Here is a 22,585-nt window from a genome sequence, read left to right on the forward strand (position 1 = left end):
TCGGAGCATACGCCTATCTTCAAATTTATTACCCCTTCACCGATCCGGCAGTCACCTGGATGAAGGTCTTATTGGCTAATACATACGCCAGCAGCATCGGCAGAATGGACAGGCAAGCCCCGGCCATCATCAGATGAATCTGCATCGCAGCCGATGAGCCGTAGCGGAGATTCGCCAGCCCGACGGTCAGCGTCTGCAGCTGCGGATTGGTCATCGTGAAGACCAGCGGCAGAATGTATTCGTTCCAGGCATGGCGGAAGGCGAATAATCCGGCCACCCCAAGCCCCGGGGTCAGCAGCGGCAGAATAATGCGGAAGAAGGTGCGGATGAAGCCCGAACCGTCCACCATCGCCGCCTCATCCAGCTCCCGGGGAATCGCCTTGAAGAAGCCCTGCAGCATGAAGAAGGTGCTGGAATGGGCACTGACCAGAATCAGAATAACCCCCCACAGCGTCGTATTCAGATGCAGCGCAACCATCAGATCGAACTGCGGGCGCAGGACGATGGCCCCGACTGAAATGAACATCATGGACGCCTGCACTGTGACATAGATTCTTTTCCCCGGAAAATCACGCCGGTCCACTACATAAGCAGCCATTGAGGCCACCAGCAGTGTTCCTACCGTCACCATCACACTCATAAATGCGCTGTTCCAGGTATAGCGGGCAAAATTGGCCTGCTTCCAGGCTTCGGCATAGTTGCTGAATTGCAGCTTCGCCGGAAGCAGACTGCCGCCGGTCATCATCTCAGCCCCGGTCTTCAAGGAACCGGTCAGTGTCATCAGCAGCGGAAACAGGGTCAGGACCGCCGTTGCCAGCAAAAAGATCCACATAACGGTCCGGGTCACTATTCTCCCGGCAGAGCCGGGCGTCCGGTCAGCCGTCTGCGGCCGCCCTCCGGGCTGCTTGGATATCACAGATTCGTTCATTTGGATAAGCCTCCTAATACACCTTGTTCATTTTGCGGCTGAAGAAGAAATACAGGCCGGTTACCGCTCCGACAATCACTGCGGTGGCGAAGCCCACGGCGCTGCCGTAACCGAGCTGCTGCGTTACCGGTGAACCGGTGGATACAGGGAATAGCAGCTTGTAGAGATAGAGATACATGACTTCCGTTCTGCCGATCGGTCCGCCTTCGGTGATGACCATGATGCTCTCATAGCCCTTCAGGGAAGCGATAATCGCCAGCATAATGACCATCTGGGCTACCGGAGCCAGCATCGGAAGCGTGATATTCCAGAAGCGTCTTCCGGCGTTCGCTCCGTCGATGGCCGCGCTCTCGTACAGGTCCTGCGGAATGCTCTGCAGCCCGGCGAGAAATAGCAGCATATAGTTCCCGACGGCACCCCACACCGCCACAAGAATAACCGTCAGCATGGCGTGCTTCGGACCAAGCCAGTCAACCGGCTGGGAGACGAGATGCAGCTTCATCAGAACTGTGTTAACCATGCCGTTATAGGAATTAAAGATGTTATAAAAAACAACAGAGATCACTGCGGTACTTATAACCGTCGGCATGAAATAAATGCCCCGGAGCAAGTTGGACCCGCGCAATCTGCCGTTAAGAATAACAGCCAGCAGCAGCGACAGCGGCAGAGTCAGCAGCAGCTTCCCTCCGGCAAAGATAAAGGTATTGCGCACCGATTCCCAGAACAGGGTATCCCGCAGCAGCCGGCTGAAATTGTCCAACCCGGTAAACAGCGCCACGCCGTATCCGGCATAATCATAGAACATATAGCGCAGCATCCAGATCAGAGGATAGATGCCGAGAGTGAGTGTCAGAATGACGCTAGGTGCCAAGAACAGGGAATTCTCCCCAAGTCTTTTCCATTTGTAAATCATAATTAGTCTCCTTCAGGGAAAGCAAAGGGGCTGATCCGGGAATCCCGTACAAGCCCCTGTGTAACCCGTTATTCTCCCTGCGGCTTCATTGGATCAAAGGCCGGGTCCGGTGTAACGGTAACCTCACCCTTCTCCACTGCTTTGGACAATGCGTCATTGTATCTTGTATTCAGATCAGCAGCAATGGCCTTGGCATCCCCGCCCGAGAGCATATACTTGAAGAAAGCATCCGCATAGGTAGAGCCTTCCGGCGTGACGTTCGGCACAGCAGGCCAGAGCGAGTCATGCTCACCGACCAGGAAGCCTTCCATACCGCCAATTTCCGGCTTTTTGGCCTGCTCCACAATACTCGGCACTACAGCAATCCCGAAGCCCTTCTCATGATACGTCTTCAGAATATCGTCGCCGTACATGTACTGCATGAATTTCCAGGCGGCCTCCTGATGCGCCGATTTCGCGCTGATCCCGAGCCAGGTGCCGGCGGATACGATCTCCGAGGTTCCCTTAATCTGCCCGTCCAGCGTAGGGGCGAGCGCACCTGCCCAGTTGATCTCTGTCGGGAACTGGTCCTGGTATACGCCCGGCTCCGTCGAGAAGCTGAGGTACATGCCGATTTTGCCTGCGGCAAATTGGGCGCGCAGCGGGTCGATATCCAGTGTCTCCGCCCCCGGCAGAATACTTCTGTCTTCGTACATCTGCTTGAAATACTCGATAACCTGAGAGTAAGGCGCGAAGTCGAACTGGCCTGTCTTCAGGTCAAAGCCAAGGCCCTGGTAGCCGCTCAAGGAGAGAATCTCGCGGATCGAACGGTCGAAGGCCGCCTTCGGGCTTTTGAAGTTCAGCGCGAAGCCGTATACGCCCTCGGCTTTGCCGGCTTCAGTGATTTTTTTGGCGTCATCGACCATTTCCTGCAACGATACCGGAGGATTCGCGATGCCTGCTTTGTCAAAGAGATCCTTATTGTAGATCAGACGCAGGGTGAGGCCGGTGTTGGCCAAAGAATACACCTTGCCGTCAAAACGGTTGACATTGTCGATTAGCAAGCTGCCGAATTTCGTTTTGATCTCGTCGGTCAGGTAATCGTCAATCGGAGCCAGATAGCCTTTTTTGACAAATTCGGGGGTGTTGCCGCTCTTCAGACGGAGGATGTCCGGTGCCTGGTTGCTGGTGAAGGCAATATCGACGCTCTGCGCGTAGTTCTCAGACATGACTGTCAGTTCCACCTGGATATTCTCACCGTTCGTCTCATTGAACTTGTTGATCAGTTCCTTGATATATTCCTGGTCATGACGGTCATCGGTCCAGTATTTAAGCTGTACCGGCTCGCCTGTATCTGCTGCGGCCGAAGCTGTCGGACTCGCTGTTGCCGCTCCGGGTGTTCCCTCTGCCGCACCGCCGCTCTTGTTATTGTTCCCGTTCCCGCCGCAGCCGGCGATTCCGGCGGCCAGCATGAGGCTCAGGCTGAGGCCCAACCATTTTTTCTGCATACGTTCTACCCCTTTGATTGACATTTGTATTGTGAGCTCGTTCTCTATTATAGGCCACCCCTCCCGCAAAAGGAGTGCGGCAGACTCACTCTTGAGGGACAGAATTCTATTCTTTGCGGCAGGCGGCAGCGGCCGGGCTCTCCCGTTACAGCAGGATGCCGTTCTCATCAAATGTCCGGATATACTCCAATAATTCCGCAAAATGGACCCAAGCGATACCCGCCTTTTGATCTGCAGCGCCATAAGACATGATTAGATCCTCCCCCACGACAATACCACCCGTGGTAAACAGACAAGGCGTAGGGTAATCCTCCGGCATCTCCCAATCCCGCTCGGCATACATCAGACGGTCAGAGCACCGGTGAATGATAACCGGAAAATCATTGTCCTGCTCCTTGAGGATCATGAAGGACTGGGTATAGCCAAACTGCACATTTTTCTTCGCGTGATAAGCCACCAGCCACTCCTGATCCCCCAAGGCGATCGGCGGCCAGCTTGCCCCCACTCGATCCTCCTCCCAATCAAACAGCGGACTGGCCAGCAGCCGGTGGACTGCCGCAGGTGAAGCGAAATCCGCAATCGATTCTGCCGCTGCCAGATAGATAGAAGGCTTGCCCGCCCGCTCCCCTCCGGCAAAAGGAAGGACATTCATCGGCCGGTGCAGCATCACATATTGCCATTTACCTGCAATCCTCATCTGCTCAGGAAACAGGAACACGTCACGGTTATCGCTGACATGCCCCTCGGTAAGCGGGCCTACGTACCCGAAAGCGTCTTCATATTCCCCTTCCTTCAGCTTGGCCAAATTCAGCTTGTACAGAACGCTGACCGTATCATTCGCCCGGGCTGATTGAATGAACGGGTCCGAACCCTCTCCAGCAAAAATCCAATCCGGCACGTATTCAAAGCGCGTCTGGACCGGAGGCTGCTGGCTGCTAAGCCAGTACGGGCCAGGGGGAAACGCCCGGCAGGCCACCGTGACATACAGCTCGTTCCCGACATAGAAGATACGGGGGTCCTCCACACAGCCGTTGGCATAATTCCGCACTCTTTTTCCGTAAATGTCCGTAATGTACAATTCATGCTCTTCATACCCGAGGGCGGGAGCCAGGGCAGGTCTTGAAAAATCCGCCTCCCAGGTCTCTCCCCCATCCCTGCTCCGCGCATATCCCAAAAAAATCGGATAGGGATCATGACAGCCCTCTCTTCTCTTCTGCGGCCACGGGCCCGTTGCCCGAAACAGCATATGAATGTCATTCGAGTCAGGGTCCTGAATGATCGCCGGATTCAACACCATTTTGTCCGCCCAGTCACAGCCTGGTACAGGTTCAAGCGCCGGTTTGTCCAAATAGCGAAATTGTGGTTTCATAGTTCCTCCTGGTTTACCTCCTGAAGCAGGGGCATATTCCGTTTTTCAGCAAACAACTTATCATAGGCCATCCGCGAATTCAAAAGACTTTTCCCCTGAAAACGGACTTTCGGACAAAACAGTAAGATCCGTCAACTGAAAAAGGAAGATCCATCATTCACGCGGGTCCGGACAGCGGCTTATAATCATTTTTGCAGGCAAAATCGTTACCAAGGAGGAAGATGAGCCGGATGAAACAGTATGATCTTGTCATATACGGCGGAACGGCTGCAGGCATTACAGCGGCTGTCCAGGCAGCTATCATGGGCAAAAGTGTGGTCGTCATCGAGCAGAGCCGGAGGATCGGCGGCATGACCACCGGAGGGCTGGGCGATACGGATGTGGGAATGAAAGAGGCAGTCGGCGGCCTGTCTCTGGAATTCTACCAGCGGATTGCGCAGAAATATGTGCAGGACGGAGCGTGCTGGCTGTTCGAACCCAAGGTTGCGCTTGAGGTGCTGCAGGACTGGGTGGCGGAGCATCATCTTGAAGTCGTCTGCGGGGACAGGCTGGAGCTTAAGAATGGGGTAACCCGGCAAGGCGCAAGAATCACCTCCATTACCATGGAATCCGGGAAGGTCTATCACGGTAAAATGTTCATTGACGCCTCTTACGAGGGAGATCTGATGGGCCATTCCGGCGTGTCCTATGTGGTCGGACGGGAGCCGAACGCACAGTACGGGGAGATGTTAAACGGCATTCAGCCCGGCCCTGAACTGAATGAACTCCCGCCGGGAATTGACCCCTATGTCATCAAAGGAGTGCCTTCGAGCGGACTACTCCCGCGTGTAAATGCGGACCGCGGCGGTGATGCCGGCGAGGGGGACCGTAAGCTGCAAGCCTATAACTTCCGCATGTGTCTGACAGACAATCCGGGCAACCGGATGATGGTCGGCAAGCCTGAGGGCTATCACGAAGCCGATTATGAGATTCTGTTCCGGGCCATTGAGCAGGGGCAGCGCTCACGCTTCTTCAAGCTGAACCGGGTCACTGCGGACAAGACCGATTCCAATAACAACAGCGGTATTTCAACAGATTACAACGGGATGAACCACTGCTATCCGGAGGCGGATTATGCGGCGCGGGACAAGATATGGGAGGCTCACCGCATCTACCAGCAGGGGGTTGTCTGGACGGTCCAGAACCATCCTCGGGTGCCGGAGGAGATCCGGGAGTCCTATAAGCCGTGGGGCCTGCCGCTCGATGAATTTACGGACAGCGGCCACTGGCCTTCCCAGCTCTACATCAGGGAATCCCGCAGAATGAGCGGAGATTATGTGGTGACGGAGCATGATGTAAGGCGGGAGCACCCGGTGCCGGATTCCGCCGGAATGGGCTCCTTCGCCATGGACTCACACCATACGCAATACTATGTGAACGAAGACGGGCATGTCAGCACAGAGGGCGGATTCTACATCCGGCTGGACGAGCCTTATCCGATCAGCTACCGGGCGATGGTGCCGAAACGCAGCGAATGCACCAACCTGATCGTACCGGTATGCTTGTCGGCCACTCATGCGGCCTACGGCTCCATCCGGATGGAGCCGGTCTTCATGATTCTAGGACAATCGGCGGCCGCCGCTGCTGTACTGGCGCTTGAGGCGGACGGCGTGGTTCAGGATGTGGAGTATGAGCGGCTGCAAGCCTTACTCCTTGCGTCCAATCAGGTGCTGTACACCACCGGACTCACCCGGGATTGAACCGGAAGCCGAAGCTGCGCCGGTACTCTCCCGGGGGAGCGCCATACCGTTCCCGGAACATCCGGCAGAAATGGGCGTAGCTCTGGAAGCCCGTATTGTCGGCAACCTGCTCCAGGGAAAGTGAGCTGTAGAGCACCTGCTGCTCGGCAGACTTCAGCCTGACATTAATGCAGTAGGCGAATGGCGATTGGCCAAAAGCGGCTTTGAACAGACTGGAAGCACGGGAGATGCTTAACCCTACGGAGGCGGAGATCTGCTCCAGGCTGAGCGGTTCATGGGCATGATTGTCAATGAACTGCTTCAGCTTGTAGGCGGTCTCCGTCCCTTTGGTGCGCCGCCGTGCCTGGATCACCTGCTCCAGCGTCAGGCAGAACGTTCTAAGCAAATAATCCAGCAGCTCCTCCTGATGCTGCATCACCTTCCTCTTCTCGCCGGCAATATGCTTCCATAGGGTAATGACCGTATCATCGAAGCCGATATTCGTCCGGGCCGGCAGCCTGCGGTCCTGCCACCACGAGTCCAGCCACTCGCCGCTGGCGATCAGGAAATAATCCGAGGCGGGCTGAACTCCGCCAGAGCCTGGATAGCTGCGGGGCTGTACGATCAGCTCGTACGGCTGATCCGGAGCATAGATCAGCAGATCGCCGGGGATGATCGTCTCGTACACTCCTCCTACCAGCGCACGGCAGGTCCCTTCCATCTGAAGTCTGAAGAGATAGAAGGATAACCCGTCCTGATACTGAACGGAGTGAGGCTGCGTGTGTGTGAAGTAATTGGCATACAGGACGCTGCACCGTTGCGGATCGGACGCTGTCACGGGTAGGACTCCTCATGGCGGTCCGGGTGGTACCCCGCCCTGAATTCCGACGGCGTCTGGCCGGTGATTTTCTTGAACATCTCGCTGAAATATCTGCGCTCCTCATACCCCACAGCGGCAGCCACCTCCTGCACCTGCGCCCCTTCCACCAGCAGCAGCTTGGCCCGGTGAATACGCTCTGCGGTAATATACTGGGTAACGGTCACTCCGTTCACCTTCTTGAACAGGCTGGAGAAGTAGCTGGGGCTGAGATGAACATGTGCCGCACATTCCCCGACCGTGATGTCCTCGGACAAACGGCCTTTGATATACTCTACCGCTTCATAGATCACCTTCTGCCCTTCCGACAAGCTGCTTCTGCGCACCAGGGCGGCCCCTTCTGTACACAGCTCCAGCAGCAGCCGCTGAAGAGTGGCAAGCGGCAGTCCCGCTGTTCCCTGCACCGCCCGGAACCGCTGGATCAGCGGCTGAATCTCCCCGTACGGAACCAGCTCATAGAAGGTGCGGATCGCTGATGCGGCCAGCTCCTCATACAGAACGAGCAGATAATCAGGATTATGCCCGGAGCTCAGATTCTGCAGCGATTCTGAGATCGCTGCGAGGATCGCGCCAGTCCGGCTGACATTGCCGGAGCGCAGCGCCAGCAACAGCTCGTCCTTGTATTCCAGCGCCAGCGGCTCCTGGCTTCCGTTCTGGTGAACATCTGTATACATAATGGCCGCATTGCCTCCGGTGAACAGATGGTGAGCCAGTGCCCGGTGCGCTTGGCGGTAGGAATCCGGCAGCTCGCTGGTCTCTTCCACCCGGCCTCCGACCCCGGCCGATACCGTGAACTTGGTATACCGTTCAATGTTCTTGCAGCAGCGCTCGGCAATCTCCACTGCACTGGCCGGACCACAGTCATTCATCACCGCAAGATAGCGGTTATGCTTGGCCCGGAACACCACGCAGCGCGTATGCCCGGCAATGGTCTCCTGGGTGATATTCAGCAGGGAGAAGCGGATCAGCTCCACCTCGTGGATAGACAGCTCTGCTGCCCGCTCCTGAAAGTGATCAATCTCCAGCAGCATCACCACGAACCCCTTGGGGTTCAGATCGATGTCTAAGAATTCCCAGCGCGGCTTCGCCTGCTCCCACGACGTTCGGTGGCTGACCAGCAGAGCGAAATATTCCTGCCGCAGCACCGGCAGACTCTCCCGCAGCTTGCTCTCCATCTCCCGGAGCGTATCCAGCCTGGAACGCTGCTCCATAATCTCCGCCTTTGCCCGCAGCACCGCCTTCATGATCTCCTCTTCCGTGAACGGCTTGACCACGAAGTCGAACGCGCCAAGCTGTACAGCCTGCTGCGCATATTCAAAGTCGGCATACCCGCTGACCAGAATGATTTTACAGTCCCGGTGGTGCTCCAGTACGGCACGCAGCATGGCCAGCCCGTCCATCCTTGGCATACGGATATCCGTAATGACCAGATCCGGGCGCAGCTCCGCGATCAGGTCCAGCCCATCCTCCCCATTGGCCGCGGTCCCTGCCACCCGGATGCCGTGCTCCGCCCAGTTCATGCAGGTCAGGCCTTCCACCACGCTTTTAATATCATCAATGATACAGAGGGTTACGCTATGATCGTCCATCCTGATGCTCCTCCCGTTTGGGTAAAGATATAATAACCGCCGTCCCCCGGCCCGGCCCGCTGTCCACCCGTAATGCTGCACTGTCCCCATAGTAGAGCTGCAGCCTGCGGATCAGATTGGATACGGCATAGCCCTTCTCCGATTCCCGCCGGAACAATGCACGGACCGCCTCCTCGTCCATACCAGCTCCATTGTCGCTGACCTTGATACACCAGCGTGCTCCCTCATCGAAGACTTCGATGTCAATCTGCCCCCCGCTCTCCCGGTTGCGGAAGCCATGCAGAATACTATTCTCCACCAGCGGCTGCAGCAGAATGCGCGGAATCGGGAGGGTAACCAGCGCTTCATCCTCGACATAAATCTCATAACGGAACAGCCCTTCATAGCAGCTGCATTGCAGTTCCAGATACATGCGGACATGCTCCAGTTCCTTAGACAGCGTAGTGATCTCCTGCCCCTTGTTCAGCCCGAGCTGGAACAGCCGGGACAGCGACATGACCATGCTCTGCGACTGCTTCACCTGCTTCAGATTCAGCTTCCAGTAGATCGTATTCAGCGTATTGTACAGGAAATGAGGGTCCATCTGCGCCGACAAGGCCTTGATCTCTGCCGAGCGCTTATTGGTCTGCGCCTGTGTGACCTCTCCGATCAGCACTACGATCTGCTCCAGCATCTGGTTGAACCGCATCCCGACCTGGGCCAGCTCGTCTCCGCCCCCGCTCTCGAATCTTGCCGTCAGATCATTGCTCTCCACCCGCTTCATCACCTTCATCAGACCTTGCAGCGGACGCAGCAGATAACGGGTAAAAGCTCCTGATACCATCATGGTAACAGTGAAGGCGAAGAGGGCTACCACCACGAGCAGCCATTTCACATAGATCATATCCTTCAGTACGCCGGACTTGGACTGGATCGTGGTCATCGTCCAATCAGCAATACCCAGATGCGCATAGTTCAGCAGATACGATTCGCCGCCCAGCTTGAAGGTATTGCTGATATCCCGGCTGCTGCTGATCATGCCGGTCAGATCACTGCCCTCCACCGCCTGCAGAACGAGCGGGTCCTTCACAGAATAAACGGGGCTGCCTTCCGCGTTCAGCAGGAAGCTGCGTGCCCCTCCGCCGGTATCCCCGCTCACCAGCTTGCGGAAGCCGTCTTCACGGATGTTGACGATAATATAGACCCCGCGGACCGCTGTATCAAATATAGGTTCCAGAATCAGTGAAATCACCCGTTCCTTCCCGGAGAAGAGCATGTCCTCATGGCCTTCAACCCATGTATTCTTCTTCTCCTGTTCGATCCGCTCATATAGTAAGGTATCCTTGAACTCCGTCAGACGGTTCCGGTTCATCGAGGAAGGGTAGAACTCCCCGATCGGCGTGGACACATAGATCGAATGGATCAGCGGCTCCGCAATCCGCGCTTGTGAGAAAACGTTATCAAGATCATTCAGGTGAGTATAATACCGGCCCGTGTCCCCGGTGACGACATCCCTCATCATATCGTGAAAGGGCTGGCTGATCATGAAGGTCATCATAATCAGCATCAGCTTGTTCAGCTTCTCGTCGATGATCTGCGCTGATTTGACAACGTTATCCTGGGTAAGCTTCAGCGCATTCTTCTCCAGAGTCGCCGCCGAGATGGAATACGACAATCCCCCGGTCATCAGTACGGAGAGGAGGATCACGGCTAAGAATGCAGTTTTTAATTTGCTGCGGAATGATTGCTTCCGGAAATAGTTCAAGTCGTTCACGCCTTCCTGTGTGCAGATGCCCTGCTCTTCGATTATGTCACCTGAACGTCCGGTCCGACAATACGCAGCGCACGAAATAGTGAATTCACCGTATGCGGAGCATGGATCTACCGTATGTACAGGGCAACCCGCCGCCTCCCTCTCCGCCTGCACCAAATAGCCTGTTTGAATTCCGGCAGGCACCGGCTTCAAACAGGCTATATTAAGTATGGCTATGAATATCTCACTGGTTGCAGAACACCAGGAGGAGTATGCGCCATCAGGACTCCGGCTTACTGTGCTTCAGCAAAGCCAATATGTTATTGAGCAGATGCACCTTACGGATGGGCTTGATAATGATGGAGGAAAACTGCGCTTTGGTCTCCTCGTCCAGATTCGTCCCCAGGGGAGCAAGCAGAATAACGGGCAGCTTCCTGCCCGGAACAAGCTGACGCATGTGCTTGGCAAGCTCTGTGGCTTCTGTCCCCGCAATATCCTTATCCATAAGGATTAGATCATAATCGTTATTGGCCGCCAGAAGCTCCAGGGCCTCTCCGGCAGTCCGGGCAGAAGACACTGCCACGCTCCAGTCCTCAAGTACCGAAGAGATGACATCCAGACTGGTCTGATTATCATCCACAACCAGAATCTTAATTGCGTCAAGCACATCCTTCTCGAAGGGAATCGAGGGCAGGCTTGTATATTTCTCAAGATACAGCGTGACCTCCAGCTTCGTCCCTGTCCCTTCCTGGCTTTCCGCAGAGATCTCTCCCCCCATCAGCTCCACCAGCTGTTTACAGATGGCCAGCCCCAGTCCGGTACCTCCGTAATGATGCAGCTCGCTGCTCTGGTGAACCTGGGTATATTTGTTGAACAGCAGCTTCAGCTTGTCCTGCGCTATACCTATTCCAGAATCCGTAACCGTGATCCTAATCCCTATTTCTTCACGGTGAACAGGCAAGGATTTCAGCTCAATCAGAATTTCCCCGGCGTGGGTGAACTTCAGGGCGTTGCTTACGATATTCATGATGATCTGGCGTATCTTGGGGGCATCCCCCAGAACATAGAGGGGAATCTCCGAATCCACATTCAGAATAACCTCCAGGTTTTTCTCAAAAGCCTTGGTGGAGAACAGATAGACGCTCTCTTCCAGTGCGGTAATAATATCGAACGGTTCCTTTTCAATGAGCAGCTTGCCCGCTTCCATCTTGCTGAAATCCAGAACATCGTTCAGGAATTGCAGCAGCTTGGCATTGCTTGATTCAATGATCTCCATGTAATACTGCTGCTGCTCGTTCATCTCAGTCGTCATCATCAGATCCGTCATGCCGATAATGCCGTTCATCGGGGTGCGGATTTCATGGCTGAGCATAGCGAACAGATCCATTTTCGTTTGTCTCCGCTGTTCCAAATCTTCAAGCTTCCGTTCCAAGTTCATAATATAGGTGAAAAAATAAGCCATAGCGCTTAAGAGGTCCAGGTCTTCCTTCGTATGCCGCCCGGCAGCAGGGTCCAGCAGGCAGATCGTTCCCAGAGATTCGCCATCCTCAGTGAGCAGAGGAACGCCAATGAATGAATGTACTCCCTGTGTGTGTATGAAGTCAAGTGCAGGGGACGCGGGCTGTTTATGCGTATCAGAGACCAGTAACGGTCCATTGTCATTCAGAAGGATCAGACTGCCAATAGCATCAAACAACACAGATCCCTGTATATCCGGCCCCAACAGCTGTTCCCGGTTGAACACCCGCAGCAGGGGATCTGAGCTTACACCATGCACCGAAATCAGAATCGTGTTTGACTTGAAAAGTTGGCTTAACAGCTCTATCATCCGGTCTGCGGCATCCTCTATATTGCGAATCGCCGAACTGCCGGTATCGTTCATCTCCATCGTCGTTCCAGAACCCCATTTCCAAAACCTAAATATGTTACCATAAACTTGACTGGTCCTTATCATAACAGAAAAAACACAGCAACAACCTGCAAAATTCACAAAAATAGGCTGAGGAAGGAATTGGATGGGATGAAAAAGATACTTTGTTACTCCTGCAGGGATTCTGTGGTCCTCTTCGCTCCGGTGTGGGCCAGCTGGACTTTATTGATCAGACGCTTATACCGATCCTGGTCTTCCGCTGAAGCGTGCGGCCGGAATTGCTCGAATAATCTTACACAGCGGATCACACAGGCTATGCTGCCAAGTGCGGCGGAAGCCTCCAGGCTCCCGAAGATATAACGTATCCCCTGCTCTATCTTCTCTGCTTTGAGAGAGTACAGCGCCAGCTCATAGAGCAGTACCGGATATTGCTGAGGCGTCTCCCTGCCCGGAGTTCCTTCGGCTTGCCCGGAGGCCGTTCCCTCCGGCGTAAGCAGCGGCTGGAAGCGGCTGATAAGCTCATCTACCTTCCAGCCATACCGGTTAGCCGCTTGAACTGCCTTAAGCAGCCCGTCCAGCAGTCCAAGCCCGGGGGTGCCGATAGATTCCATCACCTCGGGAAGAGCCTCCAGCTCACCGCACATCAGGCGGTATAGAGACTTGTAGACTGTCCCCAGCCTGCTGAACTGCGCCCGGATCTGCTGAACCTCTTCCGATTCCTCGACAATCCAGCTCATTTCAGTGTAAAGGCCCACATATTCCAGCGCCCGCTCATATTCACCGGATTCCTCGCATACCTTGGATTGCAGCCAGTAAGCATACAGTATATAGAAGCAAAGAGGTCTGGGCGCCTGCCTCAGCTCCTTCTTCTTTTTCGTTTTGTAGAATCTGATTTCGTACTGGATAGATGTCTTATGACGGAGCTCCTCTGCCAGTAGTCTGGCCTTCTCCCAGTGCTGTAGAGCAATATAGATATCCGCCAGCTTCCGAAGCGCTTCCAACTGGTCTATTTCCTCCAGGCGCTCTACAAAATATTCAAACCGGGTCGCCGCACGGAAATCCGCCTCCGGGCTCTGTCCGATCCGGATCATGAACAGCCGGTACTGACACAGGGCCAGCCGCTCCGAATGCTGATATTTCTCAGTGTCGGCTACCCCTTCATACAGCAGAGCCGCTGCCTGAAGCTTGCCTTGCCCGTAGAATTCCTCCGCCGTATCGAACAGGAGCGGGGCATATGTAATATTGTCCATGATGATTTGAACCACCTGCCGGATACACTCCAGCTTGTCCAGCTCCGCACAGCGGTGCAGGAAGGGGCCCAGCCGCCGCCAGTCGGGTGCGGAATGTACGACACATTCATCTATATATAACTCATAAAATGTTCCTTCAGGAAGCCCCATTCCGGCGGTAATCCGGTCCAGCTGCTGCATGGCAATAGGACGGTTACCATTAATAATGCTGCTGAGCGTTCCCGAATTGACACCGGAGATTCCTGCGAACTGATTGATTGTCTGGCCTTCTTTTTTAAGAAAAGCAGCCAGTTCTGTTTGAATTGTAGTGTGCTGTTGCAAACCAATACCGCCCCTCAAGAACCAGATATTCTAGTAAAAATCCAGATATTCCTATATCATAAATCCCTTAATTAGGCAGGTCAATCTGGTTTGAACGGTTCAAAAGAGGTTGACAAAGACGGAATATTTGTTATATATACCCAGTTAAAAAATCTTTTGCAACATTTCTGCTGATCCAACGTTTATTAGGGTATAAACAAGTTTGAGAATATTCCGGCAGGGTAAATAAAGAGTGTAGACTCACGCCGTGTAAGATTACGCCAAGGGGGAAATTCATAATGTTAAAAAACAAAAACGTCTACCTGCTTCCTGTTCTGGTCCTGTTGTTCCTTTCCCTCGTGACTACGGCAAGCACAACCATAAAAACCGCTGATGCCAAGAGCGAGGGGTTGGCCCAGCATCTGACGGTGTATATACATTCCTTAGAGAATCATAACGGTCAGACGACCCTTACCGGGGATGAGATCGAATGGTATGAAGGCGCAGCTGCCGACGCGGTCTTCGCCCAGCGGGAGCCGGAATCCGCATCCGAAATCGGCGGTGCCCCGGACGGTTACTATATCGTGAACGACAGCGACACGCTGACTACTTATACGGTAGCCCCGGATGCCAAGGTCACCATGCAGATCTATGATCGCACCGGCAAGCTCGAAGACCTGGACATTAACTGGAACGAATCGCTCACGCTGAAGCAGTTCATTCATGAATTCGCCAAGACGGATGTATTCGATCTAAGCGATTCGCCTTATCACCTCACGATCAAGGATGGCCAGATTGTATCGATCGTGCAGCAGTACACTCCATAAGGAGCTGCTATCTTAATCCCTTCCATAAAATAACCTCAAGCCACAGCCTGTTGCCCAGCAGCGGTTGTGGCTTTTTTACGTCTAATCTCTCTCCCCAATCTAACCTTTTCACACATATTCAATCCTATCACTATTTACCCCCAAGCCCTTTATCTATAAGCTTAAATATAGGATATTCATCCAGCAGTAACCCTACAGAAACCATAGGAGTGAGAATACAAAATGACAATTACACCCCATCAGCCTCTGGCGGCCCCGATTCAGGGTAAGCCCTTGTACGAGGAATACCGCATGGACCAGGTCCGTGTGTCCGATCCGTATATCGCGAACGCCTTTGCCAAGGAGATCGAATATCTGACCAGCTATGATCCAGACCGCCTGCTGGCGGGCTTCCGCGAGAACCGGGGACTGCCGAAGCGTGCCGACAAATATCCCGGCTGGGAGAACACAGAGATCCGCGGACACACGCTGGGCCACTATCTGTCGGCGCTGTCCCAGGCCTATGCTTGTACGCGGGATGACGCGCTGGCGCTCAGGCTGAACTATCTTCTGGGAGAGCTGGCCCTGTGCCAGCATGAGAACGGTTACCTGTCCGCGTTCGAGGAACGCCTTTTCGATCATGTGGAGAACAAGCAGCCGGCCTGGGTCCCCTGGTATACGATGCACAAAATCATCGCCGGACTCACCGCGTCCTACTCTGCTACCGGCAGCAAAACGGCCTATGACCTCGCGGATACGCTCGGTGACTGGGTGTACCGCCGCACAGCCTCCTGGTCTGAAGAGGTTCATCAGCGTGTATTATCGGTGGAATACGGCGGGATGAATGACTGCCTGTACGACCTGTACAGAATCACCGGAAAAGCAGGCCATTTAAGCGCCGCACATAGCTTCGACGAGCTGACGCTCTTCACTCCTGTCCATGAGGGCAGGGATATCCTCAAGGGCAAGCACGCTAATACCACGATTCCGAAATTCCTCGGTGCGCTGAACCGTTACCGGACGCTCGGGGAGAGCGAAGCCTTTTATCTGGAAGCGGCGGTGCAGTTCTGGGAGATGGTTGTTCATCATCACAGCTACATCACCGGAGGGAACAGCGAATGGGAGCACTTCGGTGACCCGGATATGCTGGACCGGGAACGCTCCAACTTCACAGCGGAGACCTGCAACACCTACAATATGCTCAAGCTGACCCGCGAGCTGTTCAAACTCACGGGAGATCCCCGTTACGCCGACTTCTACGAGAACACGTATCTGAATGCTATTGTGTCATCACAGCACCCGCATACCGGCATGACGATGTACTTCCAGCCTATGGCGACCGGGTATTTCAAGGTCTACAGCTCGCCGTTTGAGCATTTCTGGTGCTGTACGGGAACCGGCATGGAGAGCTTCACCAAGCTGAATGACAGCCTGTATTTCTACGATGAATCCAGCATTGTGGTCAACCAGTACTTCAGCTCTACTCTGAATTCTGCTGCGCACGGCCTGATGCTGATCCAGTCGGCCAATCTGCCTTATAGCGATATTGTAGAGTTCAAGATCTCAGTGATACAGCCTCAGACTCAGTCCACCACGCTGAAGCTTCGTCTGCCGGATTGGCTGGCCGCAGAACCTGAGCTTCTATTGAATGGGCAGCCTGTGAACTCAGCGGTCAGCGGAGGTTACCTCTTGACGGACAGAGTATGGGAAGACGGCGACACGCTTCAGCTCAAGCTTCCGATGAAGCTGAAGCACTTCAGCCTGCCGGATGCCCGCCAGGTGGTCGCGTTCAAGTATGGGCCGGTGGTGCTGAGCGCCGCTCTGGGCCAGAGTGACCTGTCCGTGTCTGCTACAGGAGTGGCTGTAAGTGTCCCGACCCGCAACATTCTGGTGAAGGATTTCATCACAACGGTGAACGAGAGCCCGCAGGAGTGGCTGGAGCAGCTTGCGGACCGAGTAGTCCGGCTGGAGCAGGAAGAACTGGCCTTTGCGCTGCGGGGAACGGATGAGGATCAGCGGCTGGTCTTCACCCCGCATTATAAGCAGCATAGTGAGCGTTACGGCATCTACTGGCGTCTGGTGGAGGCGGATTCGGCTGAGCTGCAGAAGCATATTTTACAAGGGAAAATCCGGCAGCGTGTGCAGGACGCTACACTGGACAGCCTGCCTGTCGGCAATGACCAGTATGAGCTGGAGCATGGCATTGAGGGAGAGAACACTTCTGTAGCCACCTGGGACGGATATAACATCCGCAAAGCGGAGAACGGCGGCTGGTTCAGCTACCGGATGAAGGTGGCACCGCGCATGGACAACTACCTCTCAGTCACTTATTTCTCAGGAAATAATGGTAAGAAAATAGCGATTTATGTAGATGGGGAGCTGATTGCGAGCGAGGTCCTGCATACGGATGAAGCCCGCAGCTTCTACGAGCGGAGTTATCTGATTCCTGCTGAAGCAGTTGGCGGCAAGACTGAGGTGGAGGTCAAGTTCGTGGTTCCAGAGAAGGAGAATGGCATCTTCGACCTGCTGCGCATGATGACCGGGTATGATCACAATGCCGGACTGCGCCAGCTTGCCTTCAGTGAAGGAACGCTGTCTACCTCCTTCAGCAGCGGCATAACCACGTATAGCCTGAGTGTTCCGCTAGCGGCAAGCCTGGTACAACTGAACGTTACACCTCACCATCACAATGCCCTGGTCTATACAGACGGGATTCTGATTGAGGATTCACTCCCGCGCGAGATCAAGCTACCACATAGCCGCACTGAGGTGAAGCTTACGGTCAAGGCGGAGGATCATGTCACCGTGCAGGAATATAAGCTTCAGATTGTGAAAGAATAACAGTTGGCATAATGCAATACACTGTTCCACACAAGGGTTATCTCGGATGCAGCTTCTGCTGTATTCAAGATAGCCCTTATTTGATATTGTTGTAATAGGATAAGACTATTTCCACACCGAGGGGGATGATAACATGACTGCATTCACACTGCTGGTAGATAAGCCGGTACATCTGGAGATGACCGGAAAATTCGTGGCCCCCTCGGCGGAGTGGATTCACTTAAGCCGGATTTTACAGGATTATGAGCTGATAGTTATGACCGAAGGCGTGCTCTACCTGGCGGGTGACAACCAGCAGTTCGTCGTCTCCAAAGGCGAGTTCCTGCTCCTGCCTCCGCTTACCAGACAATACGGGTACAAGTCTTCAGACTGTAGCTTTTATTGGCTGCATTTTCATGCTGCGAACGGTAGTCAGACTGCGGCTCCCCCTCCGTCAAACGGCGATAACGAAGAATATGTAATTCACCTGCCTCAATACGGAACCCTGCGGAATGTCGAGAAAATCATCGTCATGATGAAGCAGCTCCAGGACTCGGTGCGGAGCTACAATCAGACGGTGCTGGGCAACTATATGTCTACCGTTATTCTGTGCGAGCTGTACAGCCAGACCCTGCCAACCGATGCCGATCCGTTCAAAAGAACCAAGCAGGAGCAGCTCTACAACGATATTGTAGATTACATCAAATGGAGCCGCAGCGAGCATATTAAGGTATCACAGATCGCCGCCTATTTCGGCTATAACGAGAAGTATCTCTCCCATCTGTTCACCGTCATCTCCGGGATCTCCCTGAAGCAATATATTCTGCAGCAGAAGATGGAGCTGGCGAAATTCCTGCTGACCGACACCAACCAGAACGTCAGCGAAGTGTCATTGCAGCTAGGCTATAAGGATTGCCATAATTTCATGAAATCGTTCAAAAAAATTGTCGGCCTTACTCCCACCGAGTTCCGCAACGCTTATGCCAAGCGCCTGCTGTTCTATGAATGAGCGTGAGAGCATCCGCCAGCTCCTGCCTCTTCTTCGCTCCCTCCACAGCCCTTCCAGAGAGTAACGATTTCTCTGGAATAGGCTGTGGATATTTTTTTGAGAGCATAATGAACTTTCCGGGCGGCTACGCACTCTTATCTGTGAAAGGGGTGAGCACATGAATATAAGCCGTCTTGTCAGAGCCGCACAGCGCGGTAACAAAGAAGCATTATTAGAACTGATCCTAGCCGAACAGGACGCTTATTATCGTCTTGCCTATAGCTACATGAGGAATGAGCATGACGCGATGGATGTAATGGAGGATATGATCGTCACGCTCTATGAGAAGCTGGCGCAATTGAAGAAGAGTGAGGCCTTCTATAGCTGGAGTAAAACCATTCTGGTCAACCGCTGCAAAACGGTCCTCCGCAACCAGAACCGGTTCGTTCCCCTGGAGGAGGACGAGGCGCCGGAGCCTGCAATGGAGGCATGGACTGCCACTAACCCGTACCGCGATACCGAATCTGAAATGGATCTGTCTGTCCTGCTCGCACATTTGAATCCCCGGCAGCGGGAGGCGATTGAACTGCGTTATGTCCACGATCTGCCGTATCAGACCATTGCCGATATCACCGATGCGCCGGTCGGCACGATCAAGTCCAGAATTTCGCAGGGAATACAGAAACTTAAAAGCTATGATTGGAGGTGACCGTTATGAGAACGATCGAGGAGAGATTACAGGAGCATCAGCAGATCAAGGCGCCGTCAGAACTTGAAGGCAGATTGCGGAAGGCGCTGGAGCAGGCTCCGGTTAGACGGAAATCACGGGCTGGACGGGCACGGTCCTGGGTCGCCACAGCCGCAGCAGCCATGTTACTGACAGTGGGCGTCTATCAGTATCCTGCGCTGGCCTATTACGGCGGGAAGCTGTTCAGTCAGACTGAGCTGAATACCATGGCCTTTTCTGAATTGGCGGATCACGGATACGGTCAAAGCGTCAATAAAAGCAAAACGTTAGGTGACGGAACGGTGATTACCATTAACGGGGTAATTGCAGACGACAACGCCTTGACGATGTATTACAGTATTGATCCGTCTTCAGGCAGTATATATACCGGCGACTTCCCTGACGGCAACTATTCACTCCGTTACGGAGTAGATAAACTGGAAGGGTTCATGACAGATTCAGATCCCCTGGGGGGGAGCGGCGGCGGCAGTAAGGACAGTAGCCGCTTCGAGGGAGTATACAAATTCGAGCCGGCCAGCCCCTTCTCCAGAACATTGACCGTTACCTTCAGCGAGCTGCTGGAGAACGGGAAAGTGGCACACTATCCTATCTCCTTCAAATATGACCCGAACCTTGCCATGAAAAGTCTGCTCGTCGCAGATATTGACCAGGCTGTACCGGTGGATCAGGGAACCGTCTACTATGACACGATTACGGCTTCTCCTACGTCAACCATCGTAAAGGGACATTATAAGATGGATAATGGCGAAAATCCAAGATTCTCTGCTGTAACCAAACTGTATGTGAATGGGACGGAAATGAATTACCGGTCGATGCGGGGGACGAATTCCAGCAAAAAGGGAACCCCGGAATTTATAATTGAATACGATGTGCTGCCAACAGACAAGCTGCAAAGTGTTGAACTTGTACTGGATAATTTCAGCGGATATCAGAAGGTCGGGCAGCCGATCCCGCTGGCCTCACCCTCAGACCACTCCGTTACAGTCGGCGAGGAGAAACTCTGGATTCGCAGCGTCTCCCGGACTGCTGACGGCTATGATATTGTGGTCGCCGGGAAGCAGTTCACTATGCTGGATAAGGATACTTTGGCTGTTCAAGCCGGAGGAGCCGCCGTTCCCGTCAGTTCGATATCCGATTCCCGCCCGTGGGATCTCAAGAACGGCAATATCCTGTGGGAACGCACATATTCCTTCCAGACCACAAAAAAGCCGGAATTCATGATGATGGATGGCTTCCACTATATTAAGTTCTATAGACAGACTGTTCCGGTTCCTCTAGGGGACAAATAAAACAGTTCATGCAGGAGTGTAGTCAGCCGCTGCTGGCAGCGGCTGATTAGAGCCCAATAAAGCCTTTAGCCCCACGCTGCAAGTGGGACTAAAGGCTTCAAGTTTTTATAGGCTTTATATCTGCTGATCAGATGCTTACTGCAAATAAGCTTTGGCGATCTCAAGCAATTCCTCCTTGGTAACCCCCTTTGTAGCCTCAATATAATAAACGATGTGGAAATCACTGCTGGGAAGATTGTGAATGAAACGAATCCCGTGGCTGCCGCTTGTATATAAGGAATACAGCATTTCAACACCATCGACCGTTATAGTCTCTGCTGACGGCTCCTCAGAATGGTGTATCGTTAGCTTCTCATTCATTTTCATCGGCTGAACAAGAATTGTTTGTCCCTCCCCTTTATACGTAACGATCATACTCCAGCCCTCTTTAGACACATCAAGCATTCTCATAGCATATCCATCCTTGGAATCCCGGGCTTCTTGCGCTAATTGTTCTGTCAATTCAGCTTCTTTCTGGTCGGTGAGCGGATCAGGATTATAGGTCAAAACACCTGTAACAAAATCATATTTATTCTGCAGGCTATCATAAATAAGTGCGCCGGACTGCTTCAGCTCATCGCGAAGTGTAGCTGCATCCGAGAACCCGGATGCTGCTCCTCTCCTGATGTAAAGCTCTCCCTCAGTATTCTCTCCTGCCATATAGATTGCTGCTGCCTGGCCCGGCTGCAGCAAGTCTTGTCCCAGACGGTGTGCTTTTAAGCTGCGCAGCTGCTCTTCCTTCGTATAATCTGGAAAATTTGAATCCTCGAATTTCTTTTCCTCATAGATTACATCCCCTTTGTTGTTCGTGAGTGTAATCAACTGTGTAGCCGCAAAGGCTGATGAAGCTAATAACAGTGATGCCAGAACGATAAGAGTACTCAGCTTATATTTAGAATAGAAGGTAACCCGTTTATTCATTTTCTCATCCTCCAATATACTCATCACAGCTTTCGTTACATCAGCCTCAGGAACTTTGACGTTATGAAATATGGTTCTGAGGTCTTGATTGTTGTCGTGATCCATCCGATATCCCTCCTGTAAGATGAGCATAATACTTTCTGAATTTAGCGGCCGTGCGTTCAAATTTCTTACGGAGGCTGCTGCTATTTTGCTGCATAATTTCTCCGATTTCCTTATAGCCCTTATCTTCCACACAACGCAGAATCAGCAGGCTTCGTTCCTCCGGTGTTAATTTGGACATCGCCCGCAGAACATGCTCATTGTAATAGTTATCCTCAATGGCTTGATCTACATGCTGATTCTGTTCATCGCTGCGATACAGGAATGGAAGATATCTACTTAACCTTCGCTTACGAATGATGTCGATACAGCAGTTAGAGGCTATTGTATACAACCAGGCTTCAAAAGGCTTCTCCAGATTGTATTGGCTTAACTTCCGGAATGTCTTAATAAATACCTCCTGCGTACAATCCTCCGCTTCTGTATAATGACCTAACATATGGTAACAATACGAAAAAATACGCCTCTGATACCGATGCATGATCTGTTCAAACCGAGCAGTATTCCCTTTGAGGATATCCGGGATGATCTGCTGCAGATCAGTTTCATCCATTTTCCCACCCCTTTCCTGAAGTCCCTGTGAACTCTTTATATTCTGTACTACGGATGAGCCCTGCCCTGATGTGACATCCCGGCTAATAAAGTTGAATCCGCGCAAGGTCAACTTCTCCAGGCTGAACCTATGTAAAAATAGAGGTAGCCAAGGACATCATCATAATGTCCTTGGCTACCTCTATTATAGTATATTTCTATGGAGTCAACCGCTTAAGCAGCGCCGCAATAGCCGCGTTCCTGATGCATTGAAAGCTTCGGCATCAGAATGCTGCTTGTTATGTATA

General features: G+C 53.1%; 17 protein-coding genes. 6 read left to right on the top strand and 11 right to left on the bottom strand.

Annotation, left to right across the window (positions count from 1 at the left end):
- Positions 1-28: 28 nt before the first annotated feature.
- The 4 genes from MHH78_RS28255 to MHH78_RS28270 form a co-directional block, all read right to left on the bottom strand.
- Entirely contained in the window at positions 29-928 is a 900-nt protein-coding gene (locus MHH78_RS28255; protein ID WP_341169604.1) for a carbohydrate ABC transporter permease, read from the bottom strand.
- Between the two features lie 13 nt (positions 929-941).
- A complete protein-coding gene (locus MHH78_RS28260; RefSeq protein WP_341169605.1) occupies positions 942-1,841 on the bottom strand; it encodes a carbohydrate ABC transporter permease in 900 nt (299 codons plus the stop codon).
- A gap of 68 nt (positions 1,842-1,909) precedes the next feature.
- On the bottom strand, positions 1,910-3,328 hold the full coding sequence (locus MHH78_RS28265) for an ABC transporter substrate-binding protein (protein ID WP_341169606.1): 1,419 nt from the start codon (positions 3,326-3,328) through the stop codon (positions 1,910-1,912).
- 145 nt (positions 3,329-3,473) lie between these two features.
- Positions 3,474-4,697, bottom strand: coding sequence for a glycoside hydrolase family 130 protein (locus MHH78_RS28270; RefSeq protein ID WP_341169607.1), 1,224 nt, complete (start codon positions 4,695-4,697; stop codon positions 3,474-3,476).
- A gap of 230 nt (positions 4,698-4,927) precedes the next feature.
- Here MHH78_RS28270 and MHH78_RS28275 point away from each other — a divergent pair, with 230 nt between their 5' ends.
- A complete protein-coding gene (locus MHH78_RS28275) occupies positions 4,928-6,436 on the top strand; it encodes an FAD-dependent oxidoreductase (RefSeq protein WP_341169608.1) in 1,509 nt (502 codons plus the stop codon).
- Here MHH78_RS28275 and MHH78_RS28280 read toward each other — a convergent pair.
- The 5 genes from MHH78_RS28280 to MHH78_RS28300 all read right to left on the bottom strand — a co-directional run bounded on the left by MHH78_RS28280 (position 6,423) and on the right by MHH78_RS28300 (position 14,054).
- Positions 6,423-7,253, bottom strand: coding sequence for an AraC family transcriptional regulator (locus tag MHH78_RS28280; RefSeq protein ID WP_341169609.1), 831 nt, complete (start codon positions 7,251-7,253; stop codon positions 6,423-6,425). The two genes, MHH78_RS28275 and MHH78_RS28280, sit on opposite strands and share 14 nt — an antisense overlap.
- Positions 7,250-8,881, bottom strand: coding sequence for a response regulator (locus MHH78_RS28285; protein WP_341169610.1), 1,632 nt, complete (start codon positions 8,879-8,881; stop codon positions 7,250-7,252). The genes MHH78_RS28280 and MHH78_RS28285 overlap by 4 nt, the downstream gene beginning before the upstream one ends.
- Entirely contained in the window at positions 8,868-10,625 is a 1,758-nt protein-coding gene (locus MHH78_RS28290; RefSeq protein WP_341169611.1) for a cache domain-containing sensor histidine kinase, read from the bottom strand. Before MHH78_RS28290 ends, MHH78_RS28285 begins: the two co-directional genes overlap by 14 nt.
- Before the next feature lie 268 nt (positions 10,626-10,893).
- Positions 10,894-12,501 carry a GAF domain-containing hybrid sensor histidine kinase/response regulator gene (locus MHH78_RS28295; protein ID WP_341169612.1) on the bottom strand — a complete coding sequence of 536 codons (1,608 nt, stop codon included), beginning with the start codon at positions 12,499-12,501 and terminating at the stop codon, positions 10,894-10,896.
- A 149-nt stretch (positions 12,502-12,650) separates the two neighbouring features.
- The gene (locus MHH78_RS28300) at positions 12,651-14,054 is read right to left on the bottom strand and encodes a helix-turn-helix transcriptional regulator (RefSeq protein ID WP_341169613.1); all 1,404 of its coding nucleotides are present in this window, start codon (positions 14,052-14,054) and stop codon (positions 12,651-12,653) included.
- Between the two features lie 278 nt (positions 14,055-14,332).
- Between MHH78_RS28300 and MHH78_RS28305 the strand changes: the two genes are divergently transcribed.
- The 5 genes from MHH78_RS28305 to MHH78_RS28325 all read left to right on the top strand — a co-directional run bounded on the left by MHH78_RS28305 (position 14,333) and on the right by MHH78_RS28325 (position 20,684).
- The gene (locus MHH78_RS28305; protein WP_341169614.1) at positions 14,333-14,860 is read left to right on the top strand and encodes a hypothetical protein; all 528 of its coding nucleotides are present in this window, start codon (positions 14,333-14,335) and stop codon (positions 14,858-14,860) included.
- A 222-nt stretch (positions 14,861-15,082) separates the two neighbouring features.
- Positions 15,083-17,680, top strand: a complete 2,598-nt coding sequence (locus MHH78_RS28310; protein WP_341169615.1) for a beta-L-arabinofuranosidase domain-containing protein — start codon at positions 15,083-15,085, stop codon at positions 17,678-17,680.
- Positions 17,681-17,813: 133 nt separating this feature from the next.
- Positions 17,814-18,668, top strand: a complete 855-nt coding sequence (locus tag MHH78_RS28315; RefSeq protein ID WP_341169616.1) for an AraC family transcriptional regulator — start codon at positions 17,814-17,816, stop codon at positions 18,666-18,668.
- A 157-nt stretch (positions 18,669-18,825) separates the two neighbouring features.
- Entirely contained in the window at positions 18,826-19,356 is a 531-nt protein-coding gene (locus tag MHH78_RS28320) for a sigma-70 family RNA polymerase sigma factor (RefSeq protein WP_341169617.1), read from the top strand.
- Positions 19,357-19,361: 5 nt separating this feature from the next.
- On the top strand, positions 19,362-20,684 hold the full coding sequence (locus tag MHH78_RS28325) for a DUF4179 domain-containing protein (protein ID WP_341169618.1): 1,323 nt from the start codon (positions 19,362-19,364) through the stop codon (positions 20,682-20,684).
- Positions 20,685-20,819: 135 nt separating this feature from the next.
- On the opposite strand, the gene MHH78_RS28330 is transcribed toward MHH78_RS28325, so the two are convergent.
- Together MHH78_RS28330 and MHH78_RS28335 are read right to left on the bottom strand one after the other, a co-directional pair.
- Complete coding sequence (locus tag MHH78_RS28330) at positions 20,820-21,749, bottom strand: hypothetical protein (RefSeq protein WP_076079710.1); 930 nt, start codon at positions 21,747-21,749, stop codon at positions 20,820-20,822.
- On the bottom strand, positions 21,706-22,404 hold the full coding sequence (locus tag MHH78_RS28335; protein WP_341169619.1) for an RNA polymerase sigma factor: 699 nt from the start codon (positions 22,402-22,404) through the stop codon (positions 21,706-21,708). The genes MHH78_RS28330 and MHH78_RS28335 overlap by 44 nt, the downstream gene beginning before the upstream one ends.
- Between the last annotated feature and the right edge of the window lie 181 nt (positions 22,405-22,585).

This window comes from Paenibacillus sp. FSL H3-0333 (genome assembly GCF_038002805.1).
GTDB classification, from domain to species: domain Bacteria; phylum Bacillota; class Bacilli; order Paenibacillales; family Paenibacillaceae; genus Paenibacillus_AQ; species Paenibacillus_AQ silagei.

Coding starts and splice junctions, on each gene's coding strand:
- MHH78_RS28295 (WP_341169612.1), bottom strand. CDS start 12,501: ATGGAGATGAACGATACCGGCAGTTCGGCGATTCGCAATATAGAGGAT.
- MHH78_RS28325 (WP_341169618.1), top strand. CDS start 19,362: ATGAGAACGATCGAGGAGAGATTACAGGAGCATCAGCAGATCAAGGCG.
- MHH78_RS28275 (WP_341169608.1), top strand. CDS start 4,928: ATGAAACAGTATGATCTTGTCATATACGGCGGAACGGCTGCAGGCATT.
- MHH78_RS28305 (WP_341169614.1), top strand. CDS start 14,333: ATGTTAAAAAACAAAAACGTCTACCTGCTTCCTGTTCTGGTCCTGTTG.
- MHH78_RS28330 (WP_076079710.1), bottom strand. CDS start 21,749: ATGGATCACGACAACAATCAAGACCTCAGAACCATATTTCATAACGTC.
- MHH78_RS28315 (WP_341169616.1), top strand. CDS start 17,814: ATGACTGCATTCACACTGCTGGTAGATAAGCCGGTACATCTGGAGATG.
- MHH78_RS28270 (WP_341169607.1), bottom strand. CDS start 4,697: ATGAAACCACAATTTCGCTATTTGGACAAACCGGCGCTTGAACCTGTA.
- MHH78_RS28260 (WP_341169605.1), bottom strand. CDS start 1,841: ATGATTTACAAATGGAAAAGACTTGGGGAGAATTCCCTGTTCTTGGCA.
- MHH78_RS28265 (WP_341169606.1), bottom strand. CDS start 3,328: ATGCAGAAAAAATGGTTGGGCCTCAGCCTGAGCCTCATGCTGGCCGCC.
- MHH78_RS28310 (WP_341169615.1), top strand. CDS start 15,083: ATGACAATTACACCCCATCAGCCTCTGGCGGCCCCGATTCAGGGTAAG.
- MHH78_RS28320 (WP_341169617.1), top strand. CDS start 18,826: ATGAATATAAGCCGTCTTGTCAGAGCCGCACAGCGCGGTAACAAAGAA.
- MHH78_RS28285 (WP_341169610.1), bottom strand. CDS start 8,881: ATGGACGATCATAGCGTAACCCTCTGTATCATTGATGATATTAAAAGC.
- MHH78_RS28255 (WP_341169604.1), bottom strand. CDS start 928: ATGAACGAATCTGTGATATCCAAGCAGCCCGGAGGGCGGCCGCAGACG.